Raw genomic sequence first — 26,770 nt, 5'->3', positions numbered from 1 at the left:
ATGTGTGATGTGTGTGCTGCCGCCGTTCTGCTGGCATCTGCAGTTGCGTGCACCAGCCTCGCGCAACGCTTCCCCGCTATCTTCCGGATATTGATGACCACGAAAACGACTTGGTTGGTGCGTCTAGAGATGCGGCTGGAGAGGTCCGCTGACCGCGCCGAACAGGCCGAGAATTATAGTTAACAGTTTCGCCTAAGTCCGTAGTTCTGCGGGCTTTTTCTCGAAATGGCACAGCGTTAACGACCTGCCCTACATCCGCCAGAACTTAATCCGCATTTAACTAAAAGTCGCCTTAATGACGCTCCGACCCTCTGCGAAATGCTGGTTCCGGAACGTGACCAGCGGCACTTCGAAGGGGGACTGAGTGACACCGTCCTGGACGCAAGGCGAATGAGTACGAGTATCGCTGCGCAAAGTTACGCGGCACGGAAGCCCAAAAATTTTCATCGGAAGTCTTCCCGGAAAATGACCACCCAAAACGTGCTTGGCGCGGCCGTGATCGGCTGCGTCGTGCTTGCCGGCTGGACCGTCTACAACAACATCTTCGCCGCCAGCGTCTATCCGACGGTCGGCAGCTCTGGCTACGACGAGCCCGTGGTCAAGCGTGCGCCCAGGGTCGCGCTGCGCGAGGCGGGCGAGGCCATCCGGGAGACCTTTGCGCTGCTGCCCGACCGGCTGCAGGTGGCTGCACCGATTTCGCGCGAGATGTTCAACGAGCGCTTTGCCGCGGCGGCGACGCAGGGCGTCGAGTCCAACGCGGCGAGCGCTGCGCCCGCGACGAAGGTTGCGGACGCCAGGGACGTGGCGAAGCCGACCGTCGTCGCCAAGGTCGCGGAAGTCTTGAAGAGCCCGGCCAAGGTCGTCGAGAAGATCGCGGACGCGGCGAAGACCAAGCGTGCCGAGGCCCCGGTGCAGCTCGCCTCAGCCGATCCGGCCGAGATCGTGCCGGCGCCCGAAGCCAAGCCAAAGTCCTTTGCCGATCGCGCCAAGGCCGCGGTGATGTCGATCACCGGTCCGCGCCAGTCGATGGTTGAAAAGCTCTGGGGCAAGCGCGAGCCGTCCGGCGGCTTGCTCGCTTATGCCTCGGCCGATGCCAGCGTGACCTCGGCCATCGCGCCGAAGGAGCAGAACCCGATGCTCGGCGGTTCGGCACCCTATGGGCGCGACACCGCGGTCTATGACATCACCGCCAAGACTGTGTATCTGCCCGACGGCACCAAGCTTGAGGCGCATTCCGGCCTCGGCTCCAATCTCGACGATCCGCGTTCGTCCCGCGTTCGCATGCGCGGCGTGACCCCGCCGCACATCTACGATCTGAAGCCACGCGAAGCGCTGTTCCACGGCGTGCCGGCGCTGCGGCTGACCCCGGTCGGCGGCGAGAGCGCGATCTACGGCCGCGATGGCCTGCTCGCCCACACCTTCATGCTCGGGCCGAACGGCGACTCCAATGGCTGCGTGTCGTTCAAGGACTATTACGCGTTCCTCGACGCCTACCGCAACAAGGGCATCCGCAAGCTCGCGGTGCTGGCGCGGGTCGACTGATCTCAACCAATTCCAGACGATGCAAAAGGGCCGCTCGCAGCGGCCCTTTTCTTTTTCAGCGTCGCGCGTGCTCTTCAGCCGGGCCAGCACTGCCCGCCGCCGTCGATCCGCAGCACCTGGCCGGAGACGAACGCGCCCATGGGACCTGCGAAGAACTCGACGACGCGCGCGACCTCGTCGACGGTCGCGATGCGGTCGAGCGTGCCGGTCTCGACCATCCGGTTCGGGTCCACCGCACGGGTGCCGAGGAAGCGGCCGGTGCGGGTATCGCCGGGGGCGATGCAATTGACGGCGATGTCGTAGGGGCGGAGCTGGTCGGCCAGGCATCGCGTGTAGTGGGTTACGCCGGCCTTCGACACCGCGTAGATCGAACCATTGGTGCGCCCCTTGAAAGCGGCGACCGAGCCGAGCGTGACGATGCGGCCGGTTCGCCGCTCCATCATGCCCTTCGCGACCGCCTGGCAGGTCAGGATGGTCGAGAGCAGATTGCGCTCCAGCACCGCGCGCACATCCGCCTCCTTGATGTTCACCGCGTCGTTCGGATCGGGCTTGCCGCCCGCGGCTGCGATATCGCCGCCGGCATTGTGCACGAGAATGTCGATTGGGCCGAGCACGGCTTCCGTCTCGGCAACCACGCGCGCGATGTCGTCGCCCTTCGTGAGATCGCCGAGCACGCGCTGACTGCGGACGCCGAATTGCCGGCCGATCTCTGCGGCCACTGCGGTCAGCGTCGTGTCCTCGCCATATTCCGCCGGCCCGTTCTCGCGCATGCCGTGGATGGCGACATCGGCGCCGAGCGCGGCGAGCCTCTCTGCAAAGGCGCGGCCCAGCCCGCGCCCCGCGCCGGTCACCAGCGCGACCTTGCCTGCCAATATCTTCGTAGCGTCATGCGATGTCATGATCTTGTTCCCGTCGTGAAAATTTAGTCGGTCACAAGATCTAACCCATTCGCCAGCGCCTGCACCAGTGACCCTGTCACGCCGCGCTTGCGGCCATGGTCTTGCGCAGCGCCATCTCGGTCGCGATCGCTTCTCTCACTGTGGGCCGCGCCTGCATGCGTTCGAGATAGGCCACAAGCGACGGCCATTGCGCGACGTCGACAGTTGCGGCACGGAGCAGCAGCAAAGCCCAGGTGAGATGCGCATCCGCAACGGTGAAGCGTTGACCCACGAGGAATTCACGGTCTGCAAGATGCGCCGCTGGCACCGACAATGTCTGCCCGATCCTCGCGCGCGGCTTGGCCAGCGAGGCGTCGTCCTTGTACCAGAAGGTCGGAAACAGGAAGGCCTTGTGGATCTCGGTACCGATGAAGCTCAGCCATTCCTGGAGTCGGTAGCGATCTGCTTCGCCCGGCCGCGGTGCAAGACCGCGCTCGGGGTTCAGGTCGGCGATGTATTGCAGCACCGCCGCGCTTTCCGTCAGCCGCTCGCCGTTCTCCAGCACCAGGACCGGCACCGCGCCCTTCGGCGAGATGCCGCGAAAATCACCGTCGTCGCCCGCGACCTTTTTGGTCTCGAGATGCACCAGGTGATAGTGCGCATCGAGGCCTGCTTCCATCAATGCGATGCGGCTCGCAAGCGAGCAGGCCATCGGCGAGAAATACAGCTGCAGCATCGCGTTGCTCCGTTACTTCAGCGCATCGCCGCGCGCGATGATCGCGAAGCGGTCGGATAGCTCGGCGAGTGCGACCTCGTGGATGGTCCGGGCGTCCAACGTGCCGCCGCGGCCGTCGGGCAGGTCGCGCGTGGCGCAGGCGTCGGCGTCGATCGTCGTGCGAAAGCCGAGGTCGAGCGCGGCGCGCGCCGTGGAGGAGACGCACATATGCGTCATGAAGCCGGCCAGCACGATGTTCTTCCTGTCGGTCGCGGCAAGGCGCGCCTGCAAATCGGTGCCGGCAAACGCATTGGGCAACTCCTTCTCGATCACCAGCTCGCCGGCACGGGGCGTGAGTTCAGCGACGATGGCGCCGCGGTCGGCGCCGCGATCGAACAGGCTGCCGGCCCTGCCGCGATGGGCGATATGGATGATCGCGGCCCCGCTCTCGCGCGCCCGTGCCAGGAGCGCAGCCGCCCGCGCGATCGCTGGCTTGGCGTCGGGCAAGGCGAGCGGGCCCGCGAGATATTCGTTCTGGATGTCGATCAGCACCAGCGCGGCGTCGCCAAGACGCGGCGGATTGAGGTCGGCACCGGCGAGCTGCAGCAGGGTCTTTGCGGTCGTCATGGTCTGGACATCTCCGGGGCTAAAAGCTCGACAAACATAGCCCCGGGAGTGCCTGCCGATATGCAGGGATATTGCAGCGGGTGGCTGCGATATTGCAGGGTGCTTTCGGCCAGTATAACCTCGGGCAAATGAACTGGGACGATCTGCGCATCATCGCTGCCGTCAGGGACGAGGGCACCTACGCGGGTGCCAGCGCGCGGCTGCGCATCGACGAGACGACGGTCGGGCGCAGGCTATCGCGCATCGAGCGTGCGCTCGGTTTGCGTTTGTTCGAGGCCGCCGACGGCGTCCGCAGGCCGACGCGGAGTTGCGATGCGGTGCTGGCGCATGTCGAGGCGATGGCGGCGCATGCCGCCGAGATCGGTCGCGTCGGCGCGAGCCTGGCAGGTCCGGTGGGGCGCCTGCGCATCGCCTCCACCAACACGGTCGCCGAGGAGGTGCTGTCGCCGCGCGCGAGCGACTTCCTGCGCGCCAATCCCGGCCTGACGCTGCAATTCCTCACCTCGAGCGAGAACGTCAAGTTCTCGCGCTGGGAGGCCGATCTCGCCATCCGGCTGCGCAAGCCCGACAAGGGCGACTTCGCAATCTCCAGGCTCGGTGACATCAAGCTCTATTATTTCGAGCCTGTTACGACCGAGGGCGAGCCGATGCTGTGCGCCTATCCGGACGAACTCGGTGCCATTCCCGAGATGCAATTCCTGCGCACGAAGCAAGCCCGCGCGCGCTGCGTCACCGACAACGTCCGCGTCATCCGCAACCTGATCCGCGCGCATCAGGCCGCCGGCGTGTTGCCGGAGTATGTTTGCGCGGATCTGCTCGGCGATCGCCGGCTGCGCGCCACGCTGCTGCCGAAACGGCGCGACGTCTGGCTGCTCGTGCAGAACCACCTCAAGCGCGACGCCGCAACGCGCGTGACGATCGACTGGGTGAGGACGTGTTTCCAGGGCATGTCGCGCAGTTGAGGCGTTGCTGCGGTGTGACGATCGCGTCACAGCGAAAGCCGCGCGACGAAATATCTTGGCTTTCCCTCTTGCAACCCGAACGTGCTTCGTCTATTAGCCCGCTCCTTCGCTAGGCCATGTGTCCGGGCTCTCCGAGATCCCGGCTGGCGCGGGCCGGTCTCCGGTTTCGTGTTCCGCCGAATGAAGGCAAACGCAGGACGTAGCTCATGGAGAGCGTCGGGGTGAAACCCGAAGGCATCGGTTCGATTCCGGTCTCTTGCACCACGAAGGATAGCTCAGTTGGTAGAGCAGGTGACTGTTAATCATCGTGTCGCGGGTTCGATTCCCGCTCCAGCGCTCCGTTTCAGCCTGAAAAGCTGATACCTCTGAAGGGGACCGGACGCGCGCTTCAGTCGCGGTCCGGCCGTTTTGCCGCAAGGCTTTCCGTCCGAACCTGGACACTGTGAGACCGGCTTCGCGCCGCGGTGGACACCGCTTGCGCTGATGCCGGGTGGCTCCGCTCGGCCGCGCGACTTTTGTCGCGCGATCGCGCGCGTGCGCCCGTCATCGCGCAAGCTCAAGCCACGGCCCGCCGATTTCTTGGGAAGCGTCGTCCGCGTCCTCACGTCCTTTGCAAACGAAACCTGCCGCATGGCCCACGGGCCGGCGGCAAATGATGGAGACGTGTCGTGACTTCCGAGAAGACCTGGCATTGGCTGACGACGATTGTCACCGTGAAGGACGGTGAGCGCGCGCTGCTGACGCGAAACGGCCAGCTCGAGCGTGTGGTCGCGCCTGGGCGGCATCGCCTGTTCGATCTGCGCAACGAGCTGACGGCCACCGTGTACAACGTCGTGGGGACCGAATTCCCCCCGGATCGCTACGCGGTGCTGAAGGCCGCGCGGCCCGATCTCGCCGCCGAGCTGCTCGAGGCGGTCGAGACCAGGGCGGACGAGGTCGCCATCGTCAGCCTCGACGGCCGGCCCGTGCATCTGATGACGCCCTGGCAGGTGCGCGTCTACTGGAAGGTCGCGACCCGCATCGATGTCGAGCGCATCGATGTGTCCGCTGATTCCCGGGTCGGCGCGCGACATCTGACCATGATCGAGCGCAACCGTTCGACCGTGACGTCGGAGACGGTGGTCGAGAACCATGAAGCGGGTCTGCTCTACGTCGAGGGCCGGCTCGTCGAGCGGCTCGCGCCCGGCCGGCACGCCTTCTGGACCGTCGGCCGCAAGATCGAGGTGAAGCGCCTCGACCTGCGGCCCCAGGCGGTCGAGATCACCGCGCAGGAGATGCTGACCAAGGATCGCATCGCACTGCGGGTGACGCTGACGGCGTTCCGCCGGGTGGTCGATCCCGAGCGCACGGTTGCGACCGTGCCCGACGTGGATGCGTGGCTGTACCGGTTGGTGCAGTTCGCAATCCGCGAGGCGGTCGCGGGCCGGACGCTGGACGAGGTGCTGTCGGCGAAGGCGGCGCTCGATGCGGAGCTGCGTGACTATGTGCGTGCACGCGTCGCGGAGTCCGGCGTGGAGGTGACCGAGCTCGGCGTCAAGGATGTGATCCTGCCCGGCGAGATCCGGGAGCTGGTGAACAAGGTGGTGGAAGCGGAGCGGGTCGCGAAGGCGAACCTGATCCGCCGGCAGGAGGAGACCGCGGCGACGCGGTCGCTCCTGAACACCGCCCGCCTGATGGAGGAGAACCCCCTGCTGCTGCGGCTCAAGGAGCTGGAGTCGCTGGAGCGGCTGGTCGAGAAGGTCGGCCGCATCGATCTCCACGCCGGCAACGGCGAGGGCCTCGATGCTCTCCTGACCCGGCTCGTGCGTCTGAAGGCGCCCGAGAGCGCGTGAAACGGAAGGGTCGCCTACGGGCGGCCCTTCATCCATCTGTCGCAATGCGCTTGCGTTGAACATGTGACGGTGCCGCCGCGACCAACTTCATCGAGCGCATTGGCATTGCGCGTGCCATCGCTTGCGCTAGTCTCCGTACACAACTTCATCGGGCAAGACAGGCGATGACCACTCTTGAAAACACCATCCGGCCGCGGGCCAGATCCCGGGAATGGAAGGCGATCGTCGTCCTGATCCTGCTCGTGCCCATCCTGTGGTCGCCACCCTTCCTGTTTCGCATCTTCCTGTATCAGCCGTTCAACATTCCGTCGGGCTCGATGATGCCGACGCTGGTGGTCGGCGACTACGTCTTTGCCGCAAAATACGCCTATGGGTACGACCGCTATTCGTTCCCCTTCGCGCCGTCGTGGATCTCCGGCCGTTTCTTCGCCGCAGACCCCCACTACGGCGACATCGTGGTGTTTCGCAACCCGAAGGATACTTCGGTCGACTACGTCAAGCGCGTGGTGGGCTTGCCCGGCGACCGCATCCAGATGCGACAGGGGCAACTCGTCCTCAACGACAAGCCGGTGATACGCGTCGCGCTCAAGGATCTGGCCGGCGGCGGGGCGGCCTGCGGGCTGGAGGCCGGTGCGAAAATCAAGCGCTGGCGCGAGGTGCTGCCGAACGACGCGAACTACGTCACCTACGACTGCATCGACAACGGCTATTACGACAACACCAATGTTGTCACGGTGCCGCCGGGCCATGTCTTCGTGCTCGGCGATAACCGCGACAACTCGACCGACAGCCGTGCGATGAGTGCGATGGGATTCGTGCCGATGGACAATCTGGTCGGCAAGGTGACGCGGATCTTCTGGTCGCTCGATTCCAGAGGCGAGCTGCGCCCGGATCGGATGGGGAAGGTGGGGTAGGGGGCGGCCTCTCTCTTCTCGTCATTCCGGGGCGCGCGAAGCGCGAGCCCGGAATCCATTGATCCGCAAGGTCAGACCGTAATTTCTGGATACAAATCGGTCCACTGCGGATTTTGCTTCTCAATGAGCCGGATCTTCCAATCGCGGCGCCATTTTTGAGTTCTTTCTCGCGGGTAATCGCGGTCACCGGATCATCGTAGATCTCGTACCAGACCAATTTGTCGACGGAATATTTCTTGCTGAAGCCTCGAACAGCCTTCGTCTTATGCTCATGGACCCGACGAACGATGTCGTTCGTCACGCCGAGATAGAGCGTGCCGTACTTTTTGCTGGCGAGGAGGTAGACGTAATAGGCCATGCGCAAGTCGTAAAATGGATTCCGGGCTCGGCGCTTTGCGCCGCCCCGGAATGACGGAGTATCCGGTTATACTACCTTTGCGTGCATGCGCGAGCAACAAAAACCCCGGCATCGCTGCCGGGGTTTCGCATTTCGTGTCTTGCCTGAATGGCTGGACTTAGAAGTCCATGCCGCCCATGCCGCCGCCCGGGGGCATCGCCGGACCGGCGCCGCCCTTCTTGGGCAGCTCGGCGACCATGGCTTCCGTGGTGATCAGGAGGGCCGCAACCGAGGCTGCGTTCTGGATCGCGGTACGGACCACCTTGGTCGGGTCGATGATGCCCTTCTTGACGAGGTCGCCGTATTCACCGGTCTGGGAGTCGAAGCCGAACGCGTAGGCCTTGTTCTCCAGGACCTTGCCGACGATCACCGAGCCGTCTTCACCGGCGTTGATCGCGATCTGGCGAGCGGGCGCGGAGAGCGCCTTGCGCACGATCTCGACGCCGGTCTTCTGGTCGTCGTTCTTAGTGCGCAGGCCCTTGAGCTGCTCGGAAGCACGGAGCAGGGCGACGCCGCCGCCCGGGACGATGCCTTCCTCGACAGCCGCGCGGGTCGCATGCATCGCGTCATCAACGCGATCCTTGCGCTCCTTCACCTCGACCTCGGTCGCGCCGCCGACGCGGATCACCGCGACGCCGCCAGCGAGCTTGGCAAGACGCTCCTGGAGCTTCTCACGGTCGTAGTCCGAGGTGGTTTCCTCGATCTGCGCCTTGATCTGGGCCACGCGCGCCTCGATGTCGGCCTTCTTGCCGGCGCCGTTGACGATCGTGGTGTTCTCCTTGTCGATCATCACCTTCTTGGCGCGACCGAGCATGTTGAGCGTGACGTTCTCGAGCTTGATGCCGAGATCTTCCGAGATCGCCTGGCCGCCGGTCAGGATCGCGATGTCCTGCAGCATGGCCTTGCGGCGATCGCCGAAGCCCGGAGCCTTGACGGCCGCGACCTTCAGACCACCGCGCAGACGGTTCACGACAAGCGTGGCCAAAGCCTCGCCTTCGACGTCCTCGGCGACGATGACCAGCGGCTTGCCGGTCTGCACCACGGCCTCGAGCAGCGGGAGCAGCTCGTTCAGCGAGGAGAGCTTCTTCTCGTTGATGAGGATGTAGGCGTCGTCCATCTCAACGCGCATCTTGTCGGCGTTGGTGACGAAGTAGGGCGAGATGTAGCCGCGGTCGAACTGCATGCCCTCGACGACGTCGAGCTCGGTCTCGAGCGACTTGGCTTCCTCGACGGTGATGACACCCTCGTTGCCGACCTTCTTCATCGCGTCGGAGAGGAACTTGCCGATCTCCGCGTCGCCGTTGGCGGAGATGGTGCCGACCTGGGCGATTTCCTCGTTCGAGGTGACCTTCTTGGAGTTCTTGACGAGGTCAGCGACCACGGCTTCCACGGCCAGATCGATACCACGCTTCAGGTCCATCGGGTTCATGCCGGCGGCAACCGACTTGGCGCCTTCACGAACGATCGCAGCCGCGAGAACGGTTGCGGTGGTGGTGCCGTCTCCGGCCGCGTCAGCGGACTTGGAGGCGACTTCGCGCACCATCTGCGCGCCCATGTTCTCGAACTTGTCGTCGAGCTCGATCTCCTTGGCGACGGTGACGCCGTCCTTGGTGATGCGGGGAGCGCCGAACGACTTGTCGAGGACGACGTTGCGACCCTTGGGGCCGAGCGTGACCTTCACCGCGTTGGCGAGAATGTCGACGCCGCGCAGCATCTTGTCGCGCGCATCTACGCCGAATTTGACTTCTTTAGCTGACATCTGGATTTTTCCTTAGGTGTTTAGCTGGGAGAGAGAGGTGGCTCTCAGGCCGCCTTCTTCTTGGAAGCGGGGACGTCGAGGACGCCCATGATGTCGCTTTCCTTCATGATCAGCAGATCGACGTTGTCGATCTTGACCTCGGTGCCGGACCACTTGCCGAACAGCACGCGGTCGCCGACCTTCAGGTCGATCGGGATCAGCTTGCCGGCTTCGTCGCGGCCACCCGGGCCGACGGCGACGATTTCGCCCTGGGAGGGCTTTTCCTTGGCCGTGTCGGGGATGATGATGCCGCCGGCGGTCTTCTCTTCTGCGTCGATGCGCTTGACCACGACGCGGTCGTGAAGCGGACGGAATTTCATGCAGCTCTCCTAAGCATTTGCACGAGTTGATGATTTTTGGGCGTTAGCAGTCCGTGCCAGCGAGTGCTAGCACAGGCGAGGCTGAAATAGGACAGGAATTTTGCGGGGGCAAGGGCTTCTAGCAGAAAAATCGGCACTCTGAAGGCCTGTCTGCCAGAATCCTTTACCATCGTTAACCGGTCTTAGGGACGTCTTGGGGGCCGTATTAGCACGGAGCCGTCTCTGCTGCTAAAGCATTGAATTTCAACAACTTGTTAAACTTTTGGGCTTGAGATGGATTGTCAGTTTGCGTCACATTTCTCTCATGTGAGCGCATCTCCACCGGGTGGCTCGTAACGGGTACCGGATCAAGCCACCCCTGAATGCGCTCCTGCAAAGGAGGTTGGCATGGGATTGCGGGTTGGTGCCGTTTCCGAGGATTTCCGGAAACAGCTGCTGGGCTACGGGCTGACGACGGCCCAAATTCTCTACCGGATGCCGGATCACCCGTCGCTGCTTCAGACCTATGTCTGGCAGAACTACGACATGTTTCCGAAATTCCCGGCGTTGAAGGATTTCCTGGCGTTCTGGACGGAGAGGCTCGACGGCCCGCTGCATTCGGTGACGGTGGCGCATTCCAAGCTGATCAAGCCGGCCGAGCTGCGCGCTGTGGATGGCGTGTTCCGGCTGAATTGATCAGAGCGCCGGTCTCGTAGGGTGGGCAAAGGCGCGCGCACTTCGCGCGCCGTGCCCACCATCTCTCCGCGCTTCATTTGCAATGGTGGGCACGCTTCGCCTTGCCCACCCTACGAGACCTGTTTCCGTGCTAGCCTTTCCCTCATAACAACAGGGGAGGCCGCCCATGGCCAAGAAAACAAAATCGCGCAGCGCAGCCCAGACCGCGGTGAAGAAGCGGAGCGGCGCCAAGCCCGCAGCGCGATCGTCGGCGCGCAAGGCCGTGAAGTCGAAGGCGCGCACGACAACAGCAAAGTCGTCCGTCAAGAAACCCGCACGCCCGAAGCAGCGCATCGCCATCAGCCATCACCGCGAGGAAGATTTCAAAGCCGACGGCCTGCGCGCCTACGCGAAGTATCGTGATCTCGGCATCGCCGCCGCCAGTCACGGCCTCGCGCAGGCCCACGTGATCCGCCTGCAAGGCCCCTGCGATCCGGCCGAAGTGTCAAAACTGCACTTCCACGCCGTCGACTTCCAGATGGTCTACGTGCTCAAGGGCTGGGTGAAGACCTACATGGACGGGCAGGGCGAGACCCTGATGAAAGAAGGCAGTGCCTGGACCCAGCCGCCGAAGATCAAGCACATGATTCTGGATTATTCGGACGACGTGGAGTTGCTGGAAGTGATCCTGCCGGCGGAGTTCAAGACGGTGGAGTTGAAGGCGTAGACGCTCTCGCGTTTTTGTAAGGACGCTCAGTCTCTCCTTCGTCATTGCGAGGAGCTCTTGCGACGAAGCAATCCAGACTGTCTCCGCGGACGCACTTCTGGATTGCTTCGCTGCGCTCGCAATGACGGCGGAGAGATTTGCGGGACACGCGATCACTAAAAATCGTCCGATCCGCGAAACCGGGCCGTTACCACTCGGATGGTTTCAGCCGCCGGCAAGCGCGGGCGCTAACCAGTCGAAAATATTCCTCGCGTCAACTCGAGGCTGTGAAAATGCGGGAAATGTTTTCATGGCGACCAACACTTTCGGCCGACGCGGCGTCGTGGCGCCAACCCCAAGGGGATCGTTTCAACCTGCATCGATTCAACCCGTCGCCGCGCCGATCGCTCCCCGGCCCTTGTCCAGCGAGGAGACGCTGTTTAGCGACAACAAGCTTCTCTCCGATATCCCTTTCCTCACCATTGGCCTGATTTTCGGTCTGCTCCTGATCTTCGCGCTGCAACGCAGTCTGGCGATCGACGTTGCGCGGGACGGCTCACTCGATGTCCGCTCGCTGATCGCCTATGGCGCGACCAGCTACGATCTGGTTGTTGGAAGGGGAGAGTGGTGGCGGATCGGCCTTGCGCCGCTTCTGCATGGCAGCGACTGGCACCTCATCGGCAATTGCATTGCGCTGTTCATCGTCGGCGTCAGGCTGGAGCCTCTGATCGGCCGTGGCTGGTTTTCGCTGATCTTTGTCGCCAGTGCGCTGGCCGGCGAGGCCGGCTCGCTGCTGGGCAACGCGCCCGGCATCCCGGGCGTCGGTGCGTCCGGCGCCATTACCGGGCTCATTGCCGCGCTGTTTGTCGCGAGCTTCGACCCCGAAGCCGACGCCGATCAAACAATGTCGAGGCTGAAGACGTCGCTCTTCTTCGGTGTTCCCGCACTGCTGCCGCTCGCCTTTGGGGCCTCCGGCAACGTCGACTATTTTGCCCATGCAGGTGGTGCGCTGGCCGGCGCCGCGCTGGCCATCATGCCGTGGCTCGTCTTCTGGTCCTATGACAACCTGCCGCGGAGCGCCAGCATGACGCTGCTCGCAGGATGCGTCGGATCCCTGATCTGCGCCGGCTTCGCGGCTTTGCATTATTCGTCCTACATGGCCGATGCCAGGCAGTATGTCCGCGCATCGGAAATGCCGGCGAATACGCGCGAGATGGCCAGCCGGTCTCTCGATCTTATCACCCGCTACCCGAAAGACCCGCGGGCTCATCTGTTTCGTGCGATCTTCTTCATTGAGCAAAACAGCCTCATTGCTGCCGAGACGGAAGTGCAAACCGCCGTGTCGCTCGCCCCTTCGGATGTGGCGGGCGGGCCGGTGCGATCCGCGGCGCAGGCTGTGCTGGCGCAGCTGCTGCTTGCGCGAGGACGGTCCAGCGAGGCGAAGGCCATGGCGGCCGAGCCGTGCCGTGCCAAGCTGGGTGAGGTGCGTCGCATGTTGGACAAGACGAAGTTGTGCAGCTGACTACCGCTCGAGATAGCCCAATTCTTCATTCATGATCGTGCGCGCATATTCGCCAAAGGCATCGATCAACCGGCCGCGCGCGGCGTAGGGTGGATAGAGCAGCGCGATCGTCACGGGAACAGCAGGGGTGAAGGGGCGGGTGATCAGAGCCGCGCCAGAGCTTTCATCATGCGCGGCAATCGGGTTGATGATGCTGATGCCGAGGCGGGCTGCGACCAGGGCGCAGACCGATGCGCCCAGATCGGTCTCGGCAACAATGCGGCGCGTGACGCCGGCCTGCGTGAAGATCGTATCGATGCGATCGTGCAGCGGACTCCCCGTGGCGAAGGAGATGAAGGCCTCATCGGCGAAATCGGCAGGGCGCAGCGTCTTCTTCTGCGCAAGACGATGCGCCTTCGGCATGATTGCGACGCAACGGGTCTTGAGCACCGGTTCGACATGCACTCCCGCAACCTCGCCGTACAGCATGGCGAGCCCGGTATCGCAAAGCCCGGAGCTGACCCAGTCGTGCACGGCGCTCGCCGTGCCGGATCGGATCGAGATCATCACATGCGGATAGTCTATTTTGAAACGCGCCGCGATGCGCGTCAGCAGGCCGCCGGCCAGGCGCGGCATCGCCGCAACGCTGAGCCGACCCATACCGAACGAGCGGATGCTGGCTGCGCTGGCCTCCAGTCCCGCCAGGCCGATGAAGGTCTTCTCGACCTCCTGAAAAAAGCGCGATCCGTCCACGGTCGGGCGGAGGCGACCGCCACTGCGGTCGAACAGCGGAAATTGCGTGATCGCTTCCAGCTGTCCGATCAGGCGGCTGATCTGGGGTTGCGAGGTATGCATGCGCAAAGCCGCCTGCGTCATCGATCCCGTCACGAAGACCGCCCGAAAAGCCTCCACATGCTTCAAGCCCATCCGTCTAGTGGCCATATCAAATCCGTATAGGGGAGTGTGAAACTGGAATTTCATCAGATCGCGCTTTTGGACGATAGTCCAGAGCATGAAGCCGTTCGCATAGAGCCGTCCTGTCGTTGCTCACCCACCGCGGACGGCGTCACGGACATTCGCCAAGAGGACGACAAGAAAGGGACGACATGAAAGCGACGACGATCAAGGCACTCGCCACGGCGGCCGTCGCTATGGTTCTTCTTTGCAGCGAGGCCATGGCCCAGGGTGCGAGCAGGCTGGACAAGATCCGTGAGAACGGCGCGATCACATTGGGATATCCCGAGACCTCGGTGCCCTTCGCCTATCTCGACGGTAACCAGAAGCCGATCGGCTATACCGTGGAGATCTGCGAACACGTGGTGCAGGCGATCAAGACGGCCCTCAAGCTTCCCAAGCTCGAGATTCGCTATAACCCCATCACCTCGGCGACACGCATTCAGCTGCTCGCCAACGGGACGATCGATCTCGAATGCGGCAACACGACCAATAATCTCGAGCGGCATAAACTTGCCGCCTTTTCTCCCACCATCTTCGTTGCGCAGGTCGTCCTCGTCGCGCGCAGGGATGGCGGGGTCGATGTCAACGACCCGGCTTCGTTTCGCGGCAAGGCCATCTCCGCCCAGGCCGGAGGCCAGACTTTCAAGGTGATGACGCTGATCAACGCCAGGAACAATCTTGGCATCACGGTCGTGCCGGCCAAGGACACCGCCGAGACCTTCTTGTTGGTGTCGACGGGCCGGGTGGCCGGCTCAGCCAACGATGACGGTCTCGCTTATGCCACCGTCGCCTCGTCCAGGACGCCGGATGACTTCCTGATCGGTAGCAAGGGTCTCGAGATGGCGCCTTACGGCATCGTCGAACCCAAGGATGATCCTGCTTTCAAGAAGGTGGTCGACGAGGCCGTGATCGACCTGATCAAGAGCGGACAGCTCGCGGCGCTGTACGACAAATATTTTAACTCCCCAATTCCGCCGCATGGCCTCAACCTGAAATTTCCGATGAGCGCGGCCCTCAAGCGGGCGCTGGCCAACCCGACCGATTCCGGCGACCCGGCAGCCTACGAATGAAGCACCAAGCGCTCTGAAGGTTCTCGCGATGGCACAACAACACGACACGAACTCGGCGGGCGCTGGGTTGCCGCCCATCGACCTGCGCAGCGATACGGTCACCAAGCCGACCGAAGCGATGTATGCCCGCATGGCATCGGCGCCACTCGGTGATGACGGGCTGGACGGTGACCCCACGGCGCAGGAGCTGGAGGCCGTCGCAGCTGCGGCGTTGGGCAAGGGGGCCGGCCTGTTCGTGCCGAGCTGCACCATGGCCAATCTGCTGGCGACGCTGGCGCAGTCGCAGCGCAGCGAACAGATCGTGCTGGAAGCGAATGCTCATATGTACACGTCCGAACGAGGGGCGGCGACGTTTACCGGACAGTTCTACCTCGCCATTGCCGGTCGCGACGGCGCGATGGACCTGAATTTGCTGGAAGACGCCTTGCAGGGCGAAGGGCTCAAGCTCAGGACCGCCCTTGTCGCGATGGAAACCTCGCACAACAACGCAAGCGGCGCAGTGCTGCCGCTGGAGCATATGCAGGCGGTGCACGCCATGGCCTCGGCTCGGGGCGTCCCGGTGCATCTCGACGGCGCGCGGCTCTTCAACGCCGCGGTCGCGCTTGAAACGGCGCCGACCGAGGTTGCGAGGCATTGCGACACGGTCTCCCTGTGTCTGTCGAAGGGCCTGAGCGCGCCAGCCGGCGCGGTGCTCGCCGGGCCGCGCGCCGTGATCGACCGGAGCCGCAGGTTTCGTCGCATGCTGGGAGGCACGCAGCGCCAGATCGGCATCCTCGCTGCCGCCGGCCTGGAGGCGGTTCAGGTCATGGGTGCGCGTCTGGGCGAGGATCACCGGCGTGCGCGAGCCCTCAGCGATGCGCTGAACGGCATGCATCCGAAGATCAGCGCGACAATCCCGCAAACGAATATCGTGCAGGTCGATGTCTCTCTCTCCGGGCGCGACAGCGCCGCGTGGTCGGGGGCTCTGGAGAGGGCGGGCCTGAAGGCGAGGCCTTGGGGCAGGCATCGATTGCGCTGTGTGACCCATCGCCATATCGACGATGCGGATATCGAGCGCGCCGTCATGGCATTTCGCGCCGTGGCTGAAGGTTTGGCTTAGACATCTGCCGATGTGACGTTGGGAAGTTTGTAGCCCGGATGGAGCGCAGCGAAATCCGGGGCCGCTGCTTGCGACGGAGATACTTTCCCGGATTGCGCTGCGCTCCATCCGGGCTACGGCCGCTTAGCTCAACACCCCCACGATCGCGCCCATCAAACACGTCGTCAGCGTGCCCGACACGATCGACTTCAGCCCGAGCGCATTGATCTCGTCGCGCCGCTCCGGCGCCATCACCCCCCAGGCCGCCGATCATGATGCCGAGGCTGGCGAAGTTGGCGAAGCCGCACATCGCGTAAAGCATGATCAGGCGCGAGCGCGGATCGAGCGTACCCGGCGGCAGCTTTGAGAAGTCGACATAGGCGATCAGCTCGTTGAGCACGGTTTTCGTGCCCATCAGGCTGCCGGCGGTGATGGCCTGATCCCACGGCAGTCCCATCAGCCAGCACACCGGCGCCATCACGAGGCCGAGCAGGCGCTGCAATGAGATTGCGGCGCCGCCGATATTCGGCAGCAGGCCGAGGACGGCGTTGACGAGGTAGACCAGCGCCACCAGCACCAGCAGCATCGCGACGATGTTGATCAGCAGCTCGATCCCCGCGCTCGTGCCTTTCACGATCGCATCCATCGTGCTGGACACTTCCATCTCCGGATCCTCCAGCGCGCCGCCGGTGCGCTTGTCGGAGGTTTCCGGGACCATGATCAGGCTGACCAGGATCGCGGCCGGCGCGCCCAGCACGGAGGCGATGACGAAATGCGCAGCGGCATCGGGGATGAGCGGCGCCAGCAGCGTCGCATAGAGCACCAGCACGGTGCCGGCGATGCCGGCCATGCCGCCGGTCATCACCAGAAACAATTCGCTGCGGCTCATCTGCGCCAGATACGGCCGTACGAACAGCGGCGCCTCGACCATGCCTAGGAAGATGTTGGCCGCGGTCGAGAGCCCGACCGCGCCGCCGACGCCAAGCGTGCGTTCCAGCAGCCAGGCCATGCCGCGCACGATCGGCGGCAGCACGCGCCAATAGAACAACAGCGTCGTCAGCACGCTCATGACCAGCACGATCGGCAACGCCTGGAACGCCAGGATGAAATCGGCGCCTGGCACCTTCAGGTCGAAGGGCAGGGGACCGCCGCCAACATAGCCGAACACGAAGGAGGATCCGGCGCGCGAGGCCGCGGAGATGGCGCCGACCGCGTCGTTGATGGCGCCGAAGGCATGCGCCACGATCGGCACCTTCAGCAGCACGATCGCGGTGACGAAGGTCACGACGAGGCCGATCAGCGCCTGCCGAAGCGAGACCGCGCGGCGATTCTCCGCCAGCGCAAAGGCGATCAGCAGCAATGCGAAAACGCCGAGTGTCGATTGCAGCCGCAGCATGATGTCCCCAAAGCCCCAATGATTATGGCCGCGCGTGCGATGCAAACGCAATGCCGGATGACCTTAAGGGCCGCCCGCTGTTGACAAGCCGGCCCGCGTCAGCCACGCGGGGAGCGCGTCGATATCAGGGGCGGACCAGCCGAGCGTGACCGAAGAGGCGATGCCAGAGCAGCCAACATCCGTCAGTCCGGCGGTCAGCGCCGGAGAGCTCCTCCGCCACCCCGCCTTCCTGTTCTTCCTGCTCTCGCGCAGCCTGTCACGCTTTTCCAGCCAGATCGCGGCGGTCGCGATCGGCTGGCAGATCTACGACCTCACCGGCTCGGCCTTCGATCTCGGCATGGTCGGCCTCGTGCAGTTCGCACCCACCGCGCTTTTGGTGTTTGTCGCCGGTCACGCCGCCGACCGCTTTGAGCGCAAGCGGGTGGTCCAGCTCTGCCAGTTCGTGGAAGCCGCGACCACGCTCTACCTCGCCGTCATCACCTATCTGGGTGCGGTTAGCGAAGTGCAGATTTTCGTCGCGACCTTCGTGCTCGGCATTGCCGGCGCCTTCGAGAGCCCGACCACGGCGGCGCTCTTGCCGTTGATCGCGCCGCAGGGCTCGCTCCAGCGCGCGACTGCCGTCGCGAGCGGTGCGGGGCAGGTTGCGACCATCACCGGGCCTGCGCTCGGCGGCTTTGCCTATGCGATCGCGCCGCATCTGGCCTACGCCGTGATGCTGGTGTTCTGGATCCTTGGGATGATCCTCACCGGCTTCATCCAGCCGCGCCCGCAGGCCGTGGCCAAGGACGAGAGCACCGACAATATCTTTGCCGGCGTCCGCTTCATCCGCAGCAATCCCGCGATCCTCGGCACCATCTCGCTCGATCTGTTCGCTGTGCTGTTCGGCGGCGTCACTGCGCTGCTGCCGATCTATGCCCGCGACATTCTCCAGACCGGCCCGATGGGGCTCGGCGTGTTGCGTGCAGCGCCGGCCGTCGGCGCGCTCCTGATGACAATGGTGCTGGCGCGCCATGCCATCACGCGGCATGTCGGCCTGCGCATGTTCCAGGCGGTGATCGTGTTCGGGGTGGCCACCATCGTGTTCGCGCTGTCGTCCTGGATGTGGCTGTCGGTGCTGTCGCTCGCCGTGCTCGGCGCTGCCGACACGATCAGCGTCGTGATCCGCTTCTCGCTGGTGCAGCTCGCCACCCCAGACGAGATGCGCGGCCGCGTCGGCGCGGTCAATTTCCTCTTCATCAACGCCTCGAACCAGCTCGGCCAGTTCGAGAGCGGGCTGACGGCGGCGTTGTTTGGCGCCATGCCCGCCGCCGTACTCGGCGGCGTCTGCACGGTCGCGGTCGCGCTGCTCTGGATGAAGCTGTTCCCCAGCCTGCGGAAGGTGGAGAGTTTGGAGTAGGGACGAGGCTCTCTCCACGCGTCATTGCGAGGAGCGAAGCGACGAAGCAATCCAGAATCGTGCCGCGGATGCAGTCTGGATTGCTTCGCTGCGCTAGGAAGAAACGTCGAGCTAACCCATTGATTCCATTCGCGACGCCAAAGGCCGTTTCATTCAGCGCGCGTCGGCCCCTCGAGGCCGGTCCCAACTCGCAATGACGATTGTTGAAGCGGCGCGTGGACTTACGCCGCGTCACCCCCGCAGCAAAGCAACAGTAGGCGCCCCTTGACGCCTACTGTGCATGGGGTTGTTTTCGCGTTTTTTAGTTCAGCCGCGTCCCACGAACGGCATCTTGCTGGCCATGACCGTCATGGTCAGCACGTTGGCATCGAGCGGCAGGCCGGCCATGTAGGCCACCGCATCGCCGACCGCCTTCGCGTCCATGCGCGGCTCGTGCTTGGTGGTGCCGTCGGGCTGCAGTACGCCGGGGCCGTTGACCATGCGGTCGGTCATCGGCGTCGCGGCATTGCCGATGTCGACCTGGCCGACCGCGATGTCGTACATGCGGCCGTCGAGGTTGGAGGCTTTGGTCAGGCCGGTGATGGCGTGCTTGGTCGAGGTGTAGGCCGCCGAGAACGGCCGCGGCGCATGCGCCGAGATCGAGCCGTTGTTGATGATGCGGCCGCCGCGCGGGCTCTGGTCCTTCATGATGCGGAAGGCGTGCTGGGTGCACAGGAATGGGCCCGTGAGGTTGGTGTTCACCACCGCCTGCCACTGCTCGAGGCCGAGGTCCTCGAAGTTCACCGCCGGCGCGCCCATGCCGGCGTTGTTGAACAGCACGTCGAGCCGGCCGTAGGTTGCCTTGACCTTGTCGAACAGCGCGGCGATCTGCTCCGGCTTGGTCATGTCGGCGGTGACGCACAGGCTCTTGCCCGCGGGGCCGAGCTTCGCGGTTTCCTCGAGCATGTCGAGCCGGCGCCCGACCAGCACCACGGTGAAGCCGGTGTTCATCAGCGCCAGCGACGCGGCGCGCCCGACACCGGTGCCGGCGCCCGTCACCACTGCGATCTTTTTTGCTTCACTCATCGTTTCCTGCCTTTTCTTCAGTTGTCAGGTTTTGGGTTCTTTTTCGTTCTTGTAGGGCGGCCGCGGAATGTTCTGATGCGCCGCGCGCAACGCTGCCGACCAGCGCGAGCGCAGATCGTGGAAATAGGGCTCGCCTGCCTCGATGCGATGGTTGAGATCTGCGTCGCAGGCGTCGCTGCGCACCACCAGCACGTCGATGGGAAGACCGACGCCGAGGTTTGACCGCATGGTCGAGTCCATCGAGATCAGCCCGGTCTTCAGCGCCTCGTAGAGCTCGACGTCGTAATGCATGGCGCGGTCGAGCACCGGCTTGCCGTATTTGTGCTCACCGATCTGCAGGTAAGGCGTGTCGGTGGTGCATTCGATGAAATTGCCGGCGGTGTAGACCATGAACAGGCGCATGCGCGCGCCCTTGATCTGGCCGCCGAACAGGAAGGAGACGTCGAAGGACACGTCCTCGGATTTCAGCGCCGGCCCTTCGGTGGTGTGCACCGCCCGGATCGCCCGGCCGATGCGCTGGGCGGCCTGGAACATGGTCGGCGCGTTCATCAGCGTCTCAATGTCGCCCGTGTTGGGGTCTTCCAGACCCTCGGTCAGGGTGGACAGCACCGACTGGCTGATGGCGAGGTTGCCGGCGCTGGCGATCGCCATGATGCGGTCGCCGGGCTTGGAGAAGATGTGCAGCTTGCGGAAGGTCGAGACATTGTCGAGGCCGGCATTGGTGCGGGTGTCGGCGATCATGACCAGCCCGTCCCGAACCAGGATTCCACAACAATAGGTCATTTCCAGTCCCCGAACGCGAGCGCTTTTGCCGGCGCCAAACTAGTAGCCAATTTCGCCGACGCATGAAACCCCCCGTGGCATGCATCAACGGGGCAGAAAGCCCAGTTCAGTCAGCGGCATCGGCGAGAAACGCCTGGTCGACGGGGACGCCGAGCGCGGTGACCAGCCGGTTCGTCTCCGCGGCCATGCCGACGATGGCGAGCAGCTCGCCATATTCGGCCTCGGTCATGCCCTTGGCCCGGGCGGCTGCGGTATGCGAATGGATGCAATAGCTGCAGCCATGCGCGATCGACACCGCGACATAAAGCATCTCCTTGACCTTGGGATCGAGCGCGCCCGGCGCCATCACCTCCTTGATGCTCTCCCAGGTCCGCCGCAGCGTCGTCGGATCATGCGCCAGCGCGCGCCAGAAATTGTTGACGAAATCCGATTGCCGCACCTTGCGGATGTCGTCGAAAACCGCGCGCGCCTCGCTGGAGAGTTCATCGTCCGAAAGCAGCTTCACGGTCGCCATGGGGGCCTCGCAGGGTCAGGTATGATCCTGCGAGTGTAGCACGGCTGGTGCGGTCAACAGGCCTGCTCGGCCGCGCGACGCAGGGCCAGCCTGCCGACCTCGACATATTGCCGCTGCTGCGCGTGAGCATGCTGCGCGCCGACGTGAAGGTCGCGCAGGCGCCGCTGCAGCGGCGAGCTGTCGTAGACCGCGCTGCTCCCGGCCAGCGCAAAGCAGGCGTCCGCAATGCCGACGCAGGTCGTGGCGAGCCAGGTTGCGGATCGCGCTCCCTCGACCAGGAGATCTGGATCGTTCAGCGTTCCCGACAGCGCGCGCCGCCAATGGCTCGCGACCTGGACCTCGTGAAACGCCTGCGCCGCCCTGAGGTCAGCGGATATTCGTCCGAGTTCGTACTGGAATATCTCGGATTCTCGCATCGGCACGGCCGCATATAATTGCTGGCGCCCGGTATGGGCCAGCGCAAGCAGATCATCGACGGTGCCCTCGGCCAGGCCCACCGCGAATGTCCCGTGCAGCAACGGCAGCCATTGCCGCAACGCCTGATAGAGCGGACCCGACAGGCGCGCGGCGGCATCGACATCGCAGACATGGATATCGGGAACTGACGTCTCCCGCAGCGTGATGTGATGGCTGCCGGTGCCCTTGAGCCCGGCCGCATGCCAGGTGTCCTCGATCTCCCAGTCGTGCGCCGGCAGCAGAACGGCACGAACCATCGGCTTGCCTTGCGGGCCTGGGACCGGCTTGCCACGGTCGGTGACAATGCAGAACCCGCCGATCCAGTCGGCATGGGTGCAGCTGCTGGCGAACGGCCAGCGTCCCTTGATGCGATAGCCGTCGGCCACGCGCTCTGCCGTGCCGGCCGGCTGCGACGAGCCGCAGATCGCCACGTCCGGTCCGTCCTGATAGATTTGCTGGTACAGTTCGGGACGCGCCGCGGCGGCGAAAAGGCCGCCGACGCCGGCGACGATCGCGAGCCAGCCGATCGAGCCGTCGAGACGGGCCAGCGTCTTCATCACCTCAAGTCCGGCCGGCAGATCGAGCTCCAGCCCGCCATGGCTCCGCGGCACGAACATCCGAAACAGTCCGATCGATTTCAGCCGTTCCACCAGATCGGGCGGCAGACGGCGCGCAGCTTCGATCTCGGCCGCGCGTGCCGTGATCTCGGGCGCCAACTCGCCGATCCCCAGAAGCATGCCTTTGTGGGGATCGCGCAGTGCGAGGGAATTGCTGATTTTTTCTTGAAGCCGCATCTGTCTCAACCTCTGTTGCGGGAACGGATCGCAACGGAGGTTGAACAGAGGGCGCTACGGTTCGGTTTCAGCGCCGCAGCCGTCGATTACAGCCGTAACGCTGCGGCCGGGTCTAGCTCTGCCGCTGGGACTGCGATTGCGACTGCCCGCCGCGGCCGGCCTGCTCGACCTTGACCGCGACCGTCAGCGTCTCCGCGCCGCCGCCATAGCGGGTACCGCGCACCGGTGCTGCGCCGAGATAGTCGAGCCCGATCGCGACGCGGACATGGGCGTCGGTGGTGCAGATGCTGTTGGCGGGATCGAAGCCGACCCAGCCGAGACCGTCGACGTAAGCTTCCGCCCAGGCATGGCCGGCGTCCTGATGCACGGTGCCGTCGGAGCGCAGGAAGTGTCCGGAGACGAAGCGCGCCGGCACGCCGCCAGTGCGGGCGCAGGCGATGAAGATATGCGCATAGTCCTGACAGACGCCGCGCTTGAGGGTGAACGCCTCGGCCGCCGAGGTGCCGCTGTTGGTCGGATCTTCGTCGAAGGTCATGTGGTCGCTGATTTGCGACATCAGCGTGTGCAGGAAGCCGAGCGTGTCGCTCTCGGCCTCGCTGCGCAACTGACGCGCGACCGCTGCCATCGCCGGGTTGACAGTCGTGAGGTCGGTGGTGCGCAGAAACATGTCGGCGGGAAAGCGCTCGTCGGCGCCGCGCAGCACACCACCGGTATCGTGGGTCTCGATCAGCCCTTCGGCGGTGATCTTGATGTCGCCGACGGGCCCACACGACAAGACATGGGTGACGTTGCCGAAGGCGTCCTCATGGATGTCGAGCTTGGTGTCGGTCGAGACGTCGATCTGCCATTCCGCCACATATTGTCCGTCATGGCTGCACGGCGTCATGCGCAGGATCTGGATCACGCTCGTGGCCTGCGGCTCGTAGCGATAGGTCGTGGTGTGCTGGATTCGCAGGCGCATGGTGGACCATAGTTTCTATGCCGTCATTCCGGGGCGATGCGATAGCATCGAACCCGGAATCTCGAGATTCCGGGTCTGGTCCTTCGGACCATCCCGGAATGACGAAGGTCAGATCAAATACTGCTTCGTGATGATTTCGCCCAGCCTGGAATTGTCCGCGATGAATTCCTGAATGAATTCATGCACGCCATGCTGGAAAATGTCGTTCATGTTGCTGTGTTCCAGCCGGTTGCGGATGCCGCGGGCGTGGCGCTGCGCCGGGCCCTGGCGGCCATAGGCGACGCCGATCTGGTCGAGGTTGCGCGTGAGATTGTCGTAGCAGCTGGCAAGCGAGCGCGGCAGCGTGCCGTTGAGTATGAGCAGATCCGCGACCAGCCACGGTTTCAGCGTCTCGCGGTAGACCCAGTGATACGCCGTCAGCGCCGACACCGAGCGCAGGATTGAGCTCCACTGATAGAAGTCGAGCGGACCGCCGACGTGCTCCTCCTCGGGCAGCAGCACGTGATATTTGACGTCGAGAATGCGCGCGGTGTTGTCGGCGCGCTCCAGATGCAGGCCGAGGCGCGAGAACCAGTAGGCGTCGTTGCGCAGCATGGTCCGGTAGGCCGAGCCGTCGAAGCGCAGCGAGGTCTCCTGCACGAATCGCAGGAATTTTGCGAGGTCCTCGCGCGTGGAGGTGCCCTTGCTCCAGACCGCCTGAAGCTCGATCCAGGCCGAGTTGATGGTGTCCCACATCTCGCTGGTCAGCGCGGTGCGCACCGAGCGCGAGTTCAGCCGCGCCGCCTCGATGCAGTTCCTGATCGAGGAGGGGTTGTCGGCCGAGAACGAGAGGTAGTCGACGACGTTGTGCTCGTTGGCTTCCTCGTGGGTCTGATAGAAGCTTTCCGCGACGCCGGCGGTGAGCAGCGCGGAGTCCCACTCGTTGGTCTTGCCGATATAGGCGGCGGGAAGCGCGGTGACGCGCAGGGTCGCATCAATGGTGCGCGCGAGGTATTCGGCCCGTTCGACGTAGCGGGCGAGCCAGTAGAGGTTTTCGGCGGTACGCGACAGCATCTCTCTACTCGTCCAAAATCCAGGTGTCTTTGGTGCCGCCGCCCTGGCTCGAATTCACCACGAGCGAGCCTTCCTTCAGCGCGACGCGCGTCAGCCCGCCCGGCACGATCGTCGTGCTCTTGCTGCCGGTGAGCACGAAGGGCCGCAGATCGACGTGGCGCGGGGCGAGGCCGGAGGCCGTGCAGGTCGGGCAAGTCGAGAGCGCCAGCGTCGGCTGGGCGATGAAGCCTTCCGGTTCGCGCTTGAGCTTCTCGCGGAAGGCTTCGATCGTCGCTTTGGTCGCGGCAGGGCCGATCAGCATGCCGTAGCCGCCGGAGCCGTGCACTTCCTTCACGACGAGGTCGCTCAAATTATCCAGCACGTAGGCGAGATCCTTCGGCTCGCGGCAGCGCCAGGTCTGCACGTTCTTCAGGATCGGCTCCTCGCCGAGGTAGAATTTCACGATCTCCGGCATGTAGGAGTAGATCGCCTTGTCGTCCGCGATGCCGGTGCCGACTGCGTTGGCGAGCGTGATGTTGCCGGCCGCATAGGCCGACATCAGCCCGGGCACGCCGAGCGCGGAGTCGGGACGGAAGGTGAGGGGATCGAGGAAATCGTCGTCGACGCGGCGATAGATCACGTCGACCCGTTTCACGCCCTCGGTCGTCCGCATGAACACTTCGTTGTTCTTGACGATGAGGTCGCGGCCCTCGACCAGTTCGATGCCGAGCTTGTCGGCAAGGAAGGAGTGCTCGTAATAGGCCGAATTGTAGACGCCGGGCGTGAGGAGGGCGACCGTCGGTTCGCCTGAGGCACTGTTCGGCGCGACCGAGCGGAGCGCCGAGAGCAGCTCGTCCGGATAGCGCTCGACCGGCGCCACCCTGTGGCGGGCGAACAGGTCCGGAAACAGCCGCATCATGATCTCGCGGTTTTCCAGCATGTAGGACACGCCGGACGGCGTGCGCGCATTGTCCTCCAGCACGATGAAGTCCTCGGCATCGACCCTGATGATGTCGATGCCGGCGATGTGCACGTAGACGTCGTGCGGCACCTGCTGGCCGTTCATCTCGGGGCGGAAGACCGGGTTCTGGAAGATCAGATCTTCGGGCACGATCCCGGCGCGGAGGATGTCCCGGCCGTGATAGATGTCGCGCAGGAACATGTTGAGGGCGCGCACGCGCTGCTTCAGGCCCTTCTCCAGCAGCGTCCATTCCTTGCCGGACATGATCCGCGGGATCACGTCGAACGGGATCAGGCGCTCGGTGGATTCGGAGTCCCCATAGACGGCGAAGGTGATGCCGATACGGCGGAACAGGAGCTCGGCCTCCTGGCGGCGATATTCGAGCGCCTCGGGAGGCGTCTCCTTGAGCCAGCGCGCCAGCTCCTGATAGGCGGGGCGAAGGTCCCCACCCGGGATGTTCATTTCATCGAACGCGACTGCCATAGATCCCGACTTGTCTCCGCAAGGCGTTGCGCCATGCGGCAAGAGTGCATGACTTTGAGGAGGTAGCAAGGGGCGGGCCAGCGCGATAAGCATGGAGGAGAGGCATTTGACGGGGATGGCTGGCAAGGTGCCTGAAAAAATGGCTGAGGACTGCTTATTTCGGCAGCAAAACCGCGTGACTTCAACGCGTTACCTCGGCAAAGTCGGGACCAGAGGTGAGGGACTTAAGGCATGAGCGAGATCGTCACGGCGGGCATTCTGGTCATCGGGGATGAAATCCTGTCCGGCCGAACCAAGGACAAGAATATCGGCTTCATCGCCGAATACCTCACCAATATCGGCATCGACCTGAAGGAAGTCCGGGTCGTTTCCGATGACGAGGACGACATCATCGCCGCGTTGGATGCACTGCGACATCGTTACAATTACGTCTTCACCACCGGCGGCATCGGGCCGACCCATGACGACATCACCGCCGACAGCGTCGCCAAGGCCTTTGGCGTCGGCATCGATCATCACCCTGAGGTGGTTGCGCGCTTCAAGGAGCGCTGGAGCGGGCAGGACCTCAACGAGGCCCGCCTGCGCATGGCCCGCATCCCCGATGGCGCCGAGCTGATCCAGAGCGCAACCATTCTTGCCCCCGGCTTCAAGATCGGCAATGTCATCGTGATGGCCGGCGTGCCCTCGATCATGCAGGCGATGATGGACATCGTCTCGCCCAAGCTGAAATCCGGCGTCCGCATGCTGTCCGAATCGGTCCGCGCCAATGCGCGGGAAGGCGACATCGGCAGCCCGCTGCGGGCGATCGCCGCCGCTCACCCCGACACCATCATCGGCAGCTATCCCTTCATGGACGAGGAGCAAAAGCCCAACACCAATCTGGTGGTGCGTTCGCGTGATGCGGATAAGCTCGCATCCGCGATGGCGGCTGTGAAGGAAATGCTGGCGGGACTGAACATCACCCGGTAGCAAATGGAG

The 26,770-nt window shown here is 64.1% G+C and carries 24 protein-coding genes, 2 tRNA genes and 2 pseudogenes; 13 read left to right on the top strand and 15 right to left on the bottom strand.

The genetic code is table 11. The annotated features are described in order from the left end of the window. The first annotated feature begins 465 nt into the window (after positions 1-465). Complete coding sequence (locus V1280_RS12580) at positions 466-1,542, top strand: DUF2778 domain-containing protein (protein WP_334523792.1); 1,077 nt, start codon at positions 466-468, stop codon at positions 1,540-1,542. Between the two features lie 74 nt (positions 1,543-1,616). On the opposite strand, the gene V1280_RS12575 is transcribed toward V1280_RS12580, so the two are convergent. The 3 genes from V1280_RS12575 to V1280_RS12565 form a co-directional block, all read right to left on the bottom strand. Further along, a complete protein-coding gene (locus V1280_RS12575; protein ID WP_334523789.1) occupies positions 1,617-2,441 on the bottom strand; it encodes an SDR family NAD(P)-dependent oxidoreductase in 825 nt (274 codons plus the stop codon). A 76-nt stretch (positions 2,442-2,517) separates the two neighbouring features. Then, a complete protein-coding gene (locus V1280_RS12570; protein WP_334523786.1) occupies positions 2,518-3,156 on the bottom strand; it encodes a glutathione binding-like protein in 639 nt (212 codons plus the stop codon). 12 nt (positions 3,157-3,168) lie between these two features. Further along, entirely contained in the window at positions 3,169-3,762 is a 594-nt protein-coding gene (locus tag V1280_RS12565) for a cysteine hydrolase family protein (protein WP_334523784.1), read from the bottom strand. A 128-nt stretch (positions 3,763-3,890) separates the two neighbouring features. Between V1280_RS12565 and V1280_RS12560 the strand changes: the two genes are divergently transcribed. The 5 genes from V1280_RS12560 (at position 3,891) to lepB (ending at position 7,470) form a co-directional block, all read left to right on the top strand. Further along, on the top strand, positions 3,891-4,724 hold the full coding sequence (locus V1280_RS12560; protein WP_334538283.1) for a LysR family transcriptional regulator: 834 nt from the start codon (positions 3,891-3,893) through the stop codon (positions 4,722-4,724). A gap of 192 nt (positions 4,725-4,916) precedes the next feature. Next, positions 4,917-4,988, top strand: a tRNA-Ser gene (locus V1280_RS12555). A gap of 4 nt (positions 4,989-4,992) precedes the next feature. Further along, positions 4,993-5,057 (top strand) — tRNA-Asn (locus V1280_RS12550). A 335-nt stretch (positions 5,058-5,392) separates the two neighbouring features. Next, positions 5,393-6,556, top strand: a complete 1,164-nt coding sequence (locus V1280_RS12545) for a slipin family protein (RefSeq protein WP_334523782.1) — start codon at positions 5,393-5,395, stop codon at positions 6,554-6,556. Positions 6,557-6,720: 164 nt separating this feature from the next. Next, positions 6,721-7,470, top strand: a complete 750-nt coding sequence (gene lepB, locus V1280_RS12540) for a signal peptidase I (RefSeq protein ID WP_334523780.1) — start codon at positions 6,721-6,723, stop codon at positions 7,468-7,470. A 71-nt stretch (positions 7,471-7,541) separates the two neighbouring features. Here lepB and V1280_RS12535 read toward each other — a convergent pair. The 3 genes and pseudogenes from V1280_RS12535 to V1280_RS12525 form a co-directional block, all read right to left on the bottom strand. Next, a pseudogene (locus tag V1280_RS12535) lies at positions 7,542-7,828 on the bottom strand (GIY-YIG nuclease family protein). Positions 7,829-7,985: 157 nt separating this feature from the next. Next, positions 7,986-9,626 carry a chaperonin GroEL gene (gene groL, locus V1280_RS12530; RefSeq protein WP_334523778.1) on the bottom strand — a complete coding sequence of 547 codons (1,641 nt, stop codon included), beginning with the start codon at positions 9,624-9,626 and terminating at the stop codon, positions 7,986-7,988. 44 nt (positions 9,627-9,670) lie between these two features. Next, the gene (locus V1280_RS12525; protein ID WP_027518760.1) at positions 9,671-9,985 is read right to left on the bottom strand and encodes a co-chaperone GroES; all 315 of its coding nucleotides are present in this window, start codon (positions 9,983-9,985) and stop codon (positions 9,671-9,673) included. A 387-nt stretch (positions 9,986-10,372) separates the two neighbouring features. Here V1280_RS12525 and V1280_RS12520 point away from each other — a divergent pair, with 387 nt between their 5' ends. The 3 genes from V1280_RS12520 to V1280_RS12510 all read left to right on the top strand — a co-directional run bounded on the left by V1280_RS12520 (position 10,373) and on the right by V1280_RS12510 (position 12,867). Continuing rightward, on the top strand, positions 10,373-10,660 hold the full coding sequence (locus V1280_RS12520) for an usg protein (RefSeq protein WP_334523769.1): 288 nt from the start codon (positions 10,373-10,375) through the stop codon (positions 10,658-10,660). Between the two features lie 166 nt (positions 10,661-10,826). After that, a complete protein-coding gene (locus tag V1280_RS12515) occupies positions 10,827-11,366 on the top strand; it encodes a cupin domain-containing protein (protein ID WP_334523766.1) in 540 nt (179 codons plus the stop codon). Positions 11,367-11,487: 121 nt separating this feature from the next. After that, positions 11,488-12,867 (top strand): rhomboid family intramembrane serine protease, encoded by a 1,380-nt coding sequence (locus V1280_RS12510; protein ID WP_334523763.1) that lies wholly within the window; start codon positions 11,488-11,490, stop codon positions 12,865-12,867. On the opposite strand, the gene V1280_RS12505 is transcribed toward V1280_RS12510, so the two are convergent. Then, positions 12,868-13,773 (bottom strand): LysR substrate-binding domain-containing protein, encoded by a 906-nt coding sequence (locus V1280_RS12505; RefSeq protein ID WP_334538282.1) that lies wholly within the window; start codon positions 13,771-13,773, stop codon positions 12,868-12,870. Positions 13,774-13,952: 179 nt separating this feature from the next. Between V1280_RS12505 and V1280_RS12500 the strand changes: the two genes are divergently transcribed. Both V1280_RS12500 and V1280_RS12495 read left to right on the top strand, forming a co-directional pair. After that, a complete protein-coding gene (locus tag V1280_RS12500) occupies positions 13,953-14,873 on the top strand; it encodes an amino acid ABC transporter substrate-binding protein (RefSeq protein ID WP_334523760.1) in 921 nt (306 codons plus the stop codon). Positions 14,874-14,901: 28 nt separating this feature from the next. Further along, positions 14,902-15,972, top strand: coding sequence for a threonine aldolase family protein (locus V1280_RS12495; RefSeq protein WP_334523757.1), 1,071 nt, complete (start codon positions 14,902-14,904; stop codon positions 15,970-15,972). Positions 15,973-16,095: 123 nt separating this feature from the next. Here the strand turns inward: V1280_RS12495 and V1280_RS12490 are convergent. Then, positions 16,096-17,347 (bottom strand): annotated as a pseudogene (locus V1280_RS12490) (NupC/NupG family nucleoside CNT transporter). Between the two features lie 160 nt (positions 17,348-17,507). Here V1280_RS12490 and V1280_RS12485 point away from each other — a divergent pair. After that, the gene (locus V1280_RS12485; RefSeq protein WP_334523754.1) at positions 17,508-18,743 is read left to right on the top strand and encodes an MFS transporter; all 1,236 of its coding nucleotides are present in this window, start codon (positions 17,508-17,510) and stop codon (positions 18,741-18,743) included. A 306-nt stretch (positions 18,744-19,049) separates the two neighbouring features. Here the strand turns inward: V1280_RS12485 and V1280_RS12480 are convergent, their stop codons facing one another. From V1280_RS12480 to V1280_RS12450, 7 genes are all read right to left on the bottom strand, one after another. After that, complete coding sequence (locus tag V1280_RS12480; protein WP_148773161.1) at positions 19,050-19,808, bottom strand: SDR family oxidoreductase; 759 nt, start codon at positions 19,806-19,808, stop codon at positions 19,050-19,052. 24 nt (positions 19,809-19,832) lie between these two features. Further along, a complete protein-coding gene (locus V1280_RS12475) occupies positions 19,833-20,591 on the bottom strand; it encodes a proteasome-type protease (RefSeq protein ID WP_334523745.1) in 759 nt (252 codons plus the stop codon). 106 nt (positions 20,592-20,697) lie between these two features. Next, complete coding sequence (locus tag V1280_RS12470; RefSeq protein WP_334523742.1) at positions 20,698-21,105, bottom strand: carboxymuconolactone decarboxylase family protein; 408 nt, start codon at positions 21,103-21,105, stop codon at positions 20,698-20,700. Positions 21,106-21,158: 53 nt separating this feature from the next. Next, positions 21,159-22,355 (bottom strand): acyl-CoA dehydrogenase family protein, encoded by a 1,197-nt coding sequence (locus tag V1280_RS12465; RefSeq protein ID WP_334523740.1) that lies wholly within the window; start codon positions 22,353-22,355, stop codon positions 21,159-21,161. A 112-nt stretch (positions 22,356-22,467) separates the two neighbouring features. Beyond that, on the bottom strand, positions 22,468-23,316 hold the full coding sequence (locus V1280_RS12460; protein ID WP_334523738.1) for a transglutaminase family protein: 849 nt from the start codon (positions 23,314-23,316) through the stop codon (positions 22,468-22,470). A 108-nt stretch (positions 23,317-23,424) separates the two neighbouring features. Then, positions 23,425-24,369, bottom strand: a complete 945-nt coding sequence (locus V1280_RS12455) for an alpha-E domain-containing protein (protein ID WP_234679117.1) — start codon at positions 24,367-24,369, stop codon at positions 23,425-23,427. Between the two features lie 4 nt (positions 24,370-24,373). Further along, positions 24,374-25,792, bottom strand: a complete 1,419-nt coding sequence (locus tag V1280_RS12450; RefSeq protein WP_334523731.1) for a circularly permuted type 2 ATP-grasp protein — start codon at positions 25,790-25,792, stop codon at positions 24,374-24,376. A 231-nt stretch (positions 25,793-26,023) separates the two neighbouring features. Between V1280_RS12450 and V1280_RS12445 the strand changes: the two genes are divergently transcribed. Then, the gene (locus V1280_RS12445) at positions 26,024-26,761 is read left to right on the top strand and encodes a competence/damage-inducible protein A (protein ID WP_334523728.1); all 738 of its coding nucleotides are present in this window, start codon (positions 26,024-26,026) and stop codon (positions 26,759-26,761) included. The last annotated feature ends 9 nt before the right edge of the window (positions 26,762-26,770 follow it).

Source organism: Bradyrhizobium sp. AZCC 2230, assembly GCF_036924495.1.
In the GTDB taxonomy this organism is placed as follows: domain Bacteria; phylum Pseudomonadota; class Alphaproteobacteria; order Rhizobiales; family Xanthobacteraceae; genus Bradyrhizobium; species Bradyrhizobium rifense.
The sequence above is the reverse complement of the archived record's forward strand: the minus strand, read 5'-3'. Positions and strand labels throughout refer to the sequence as shown.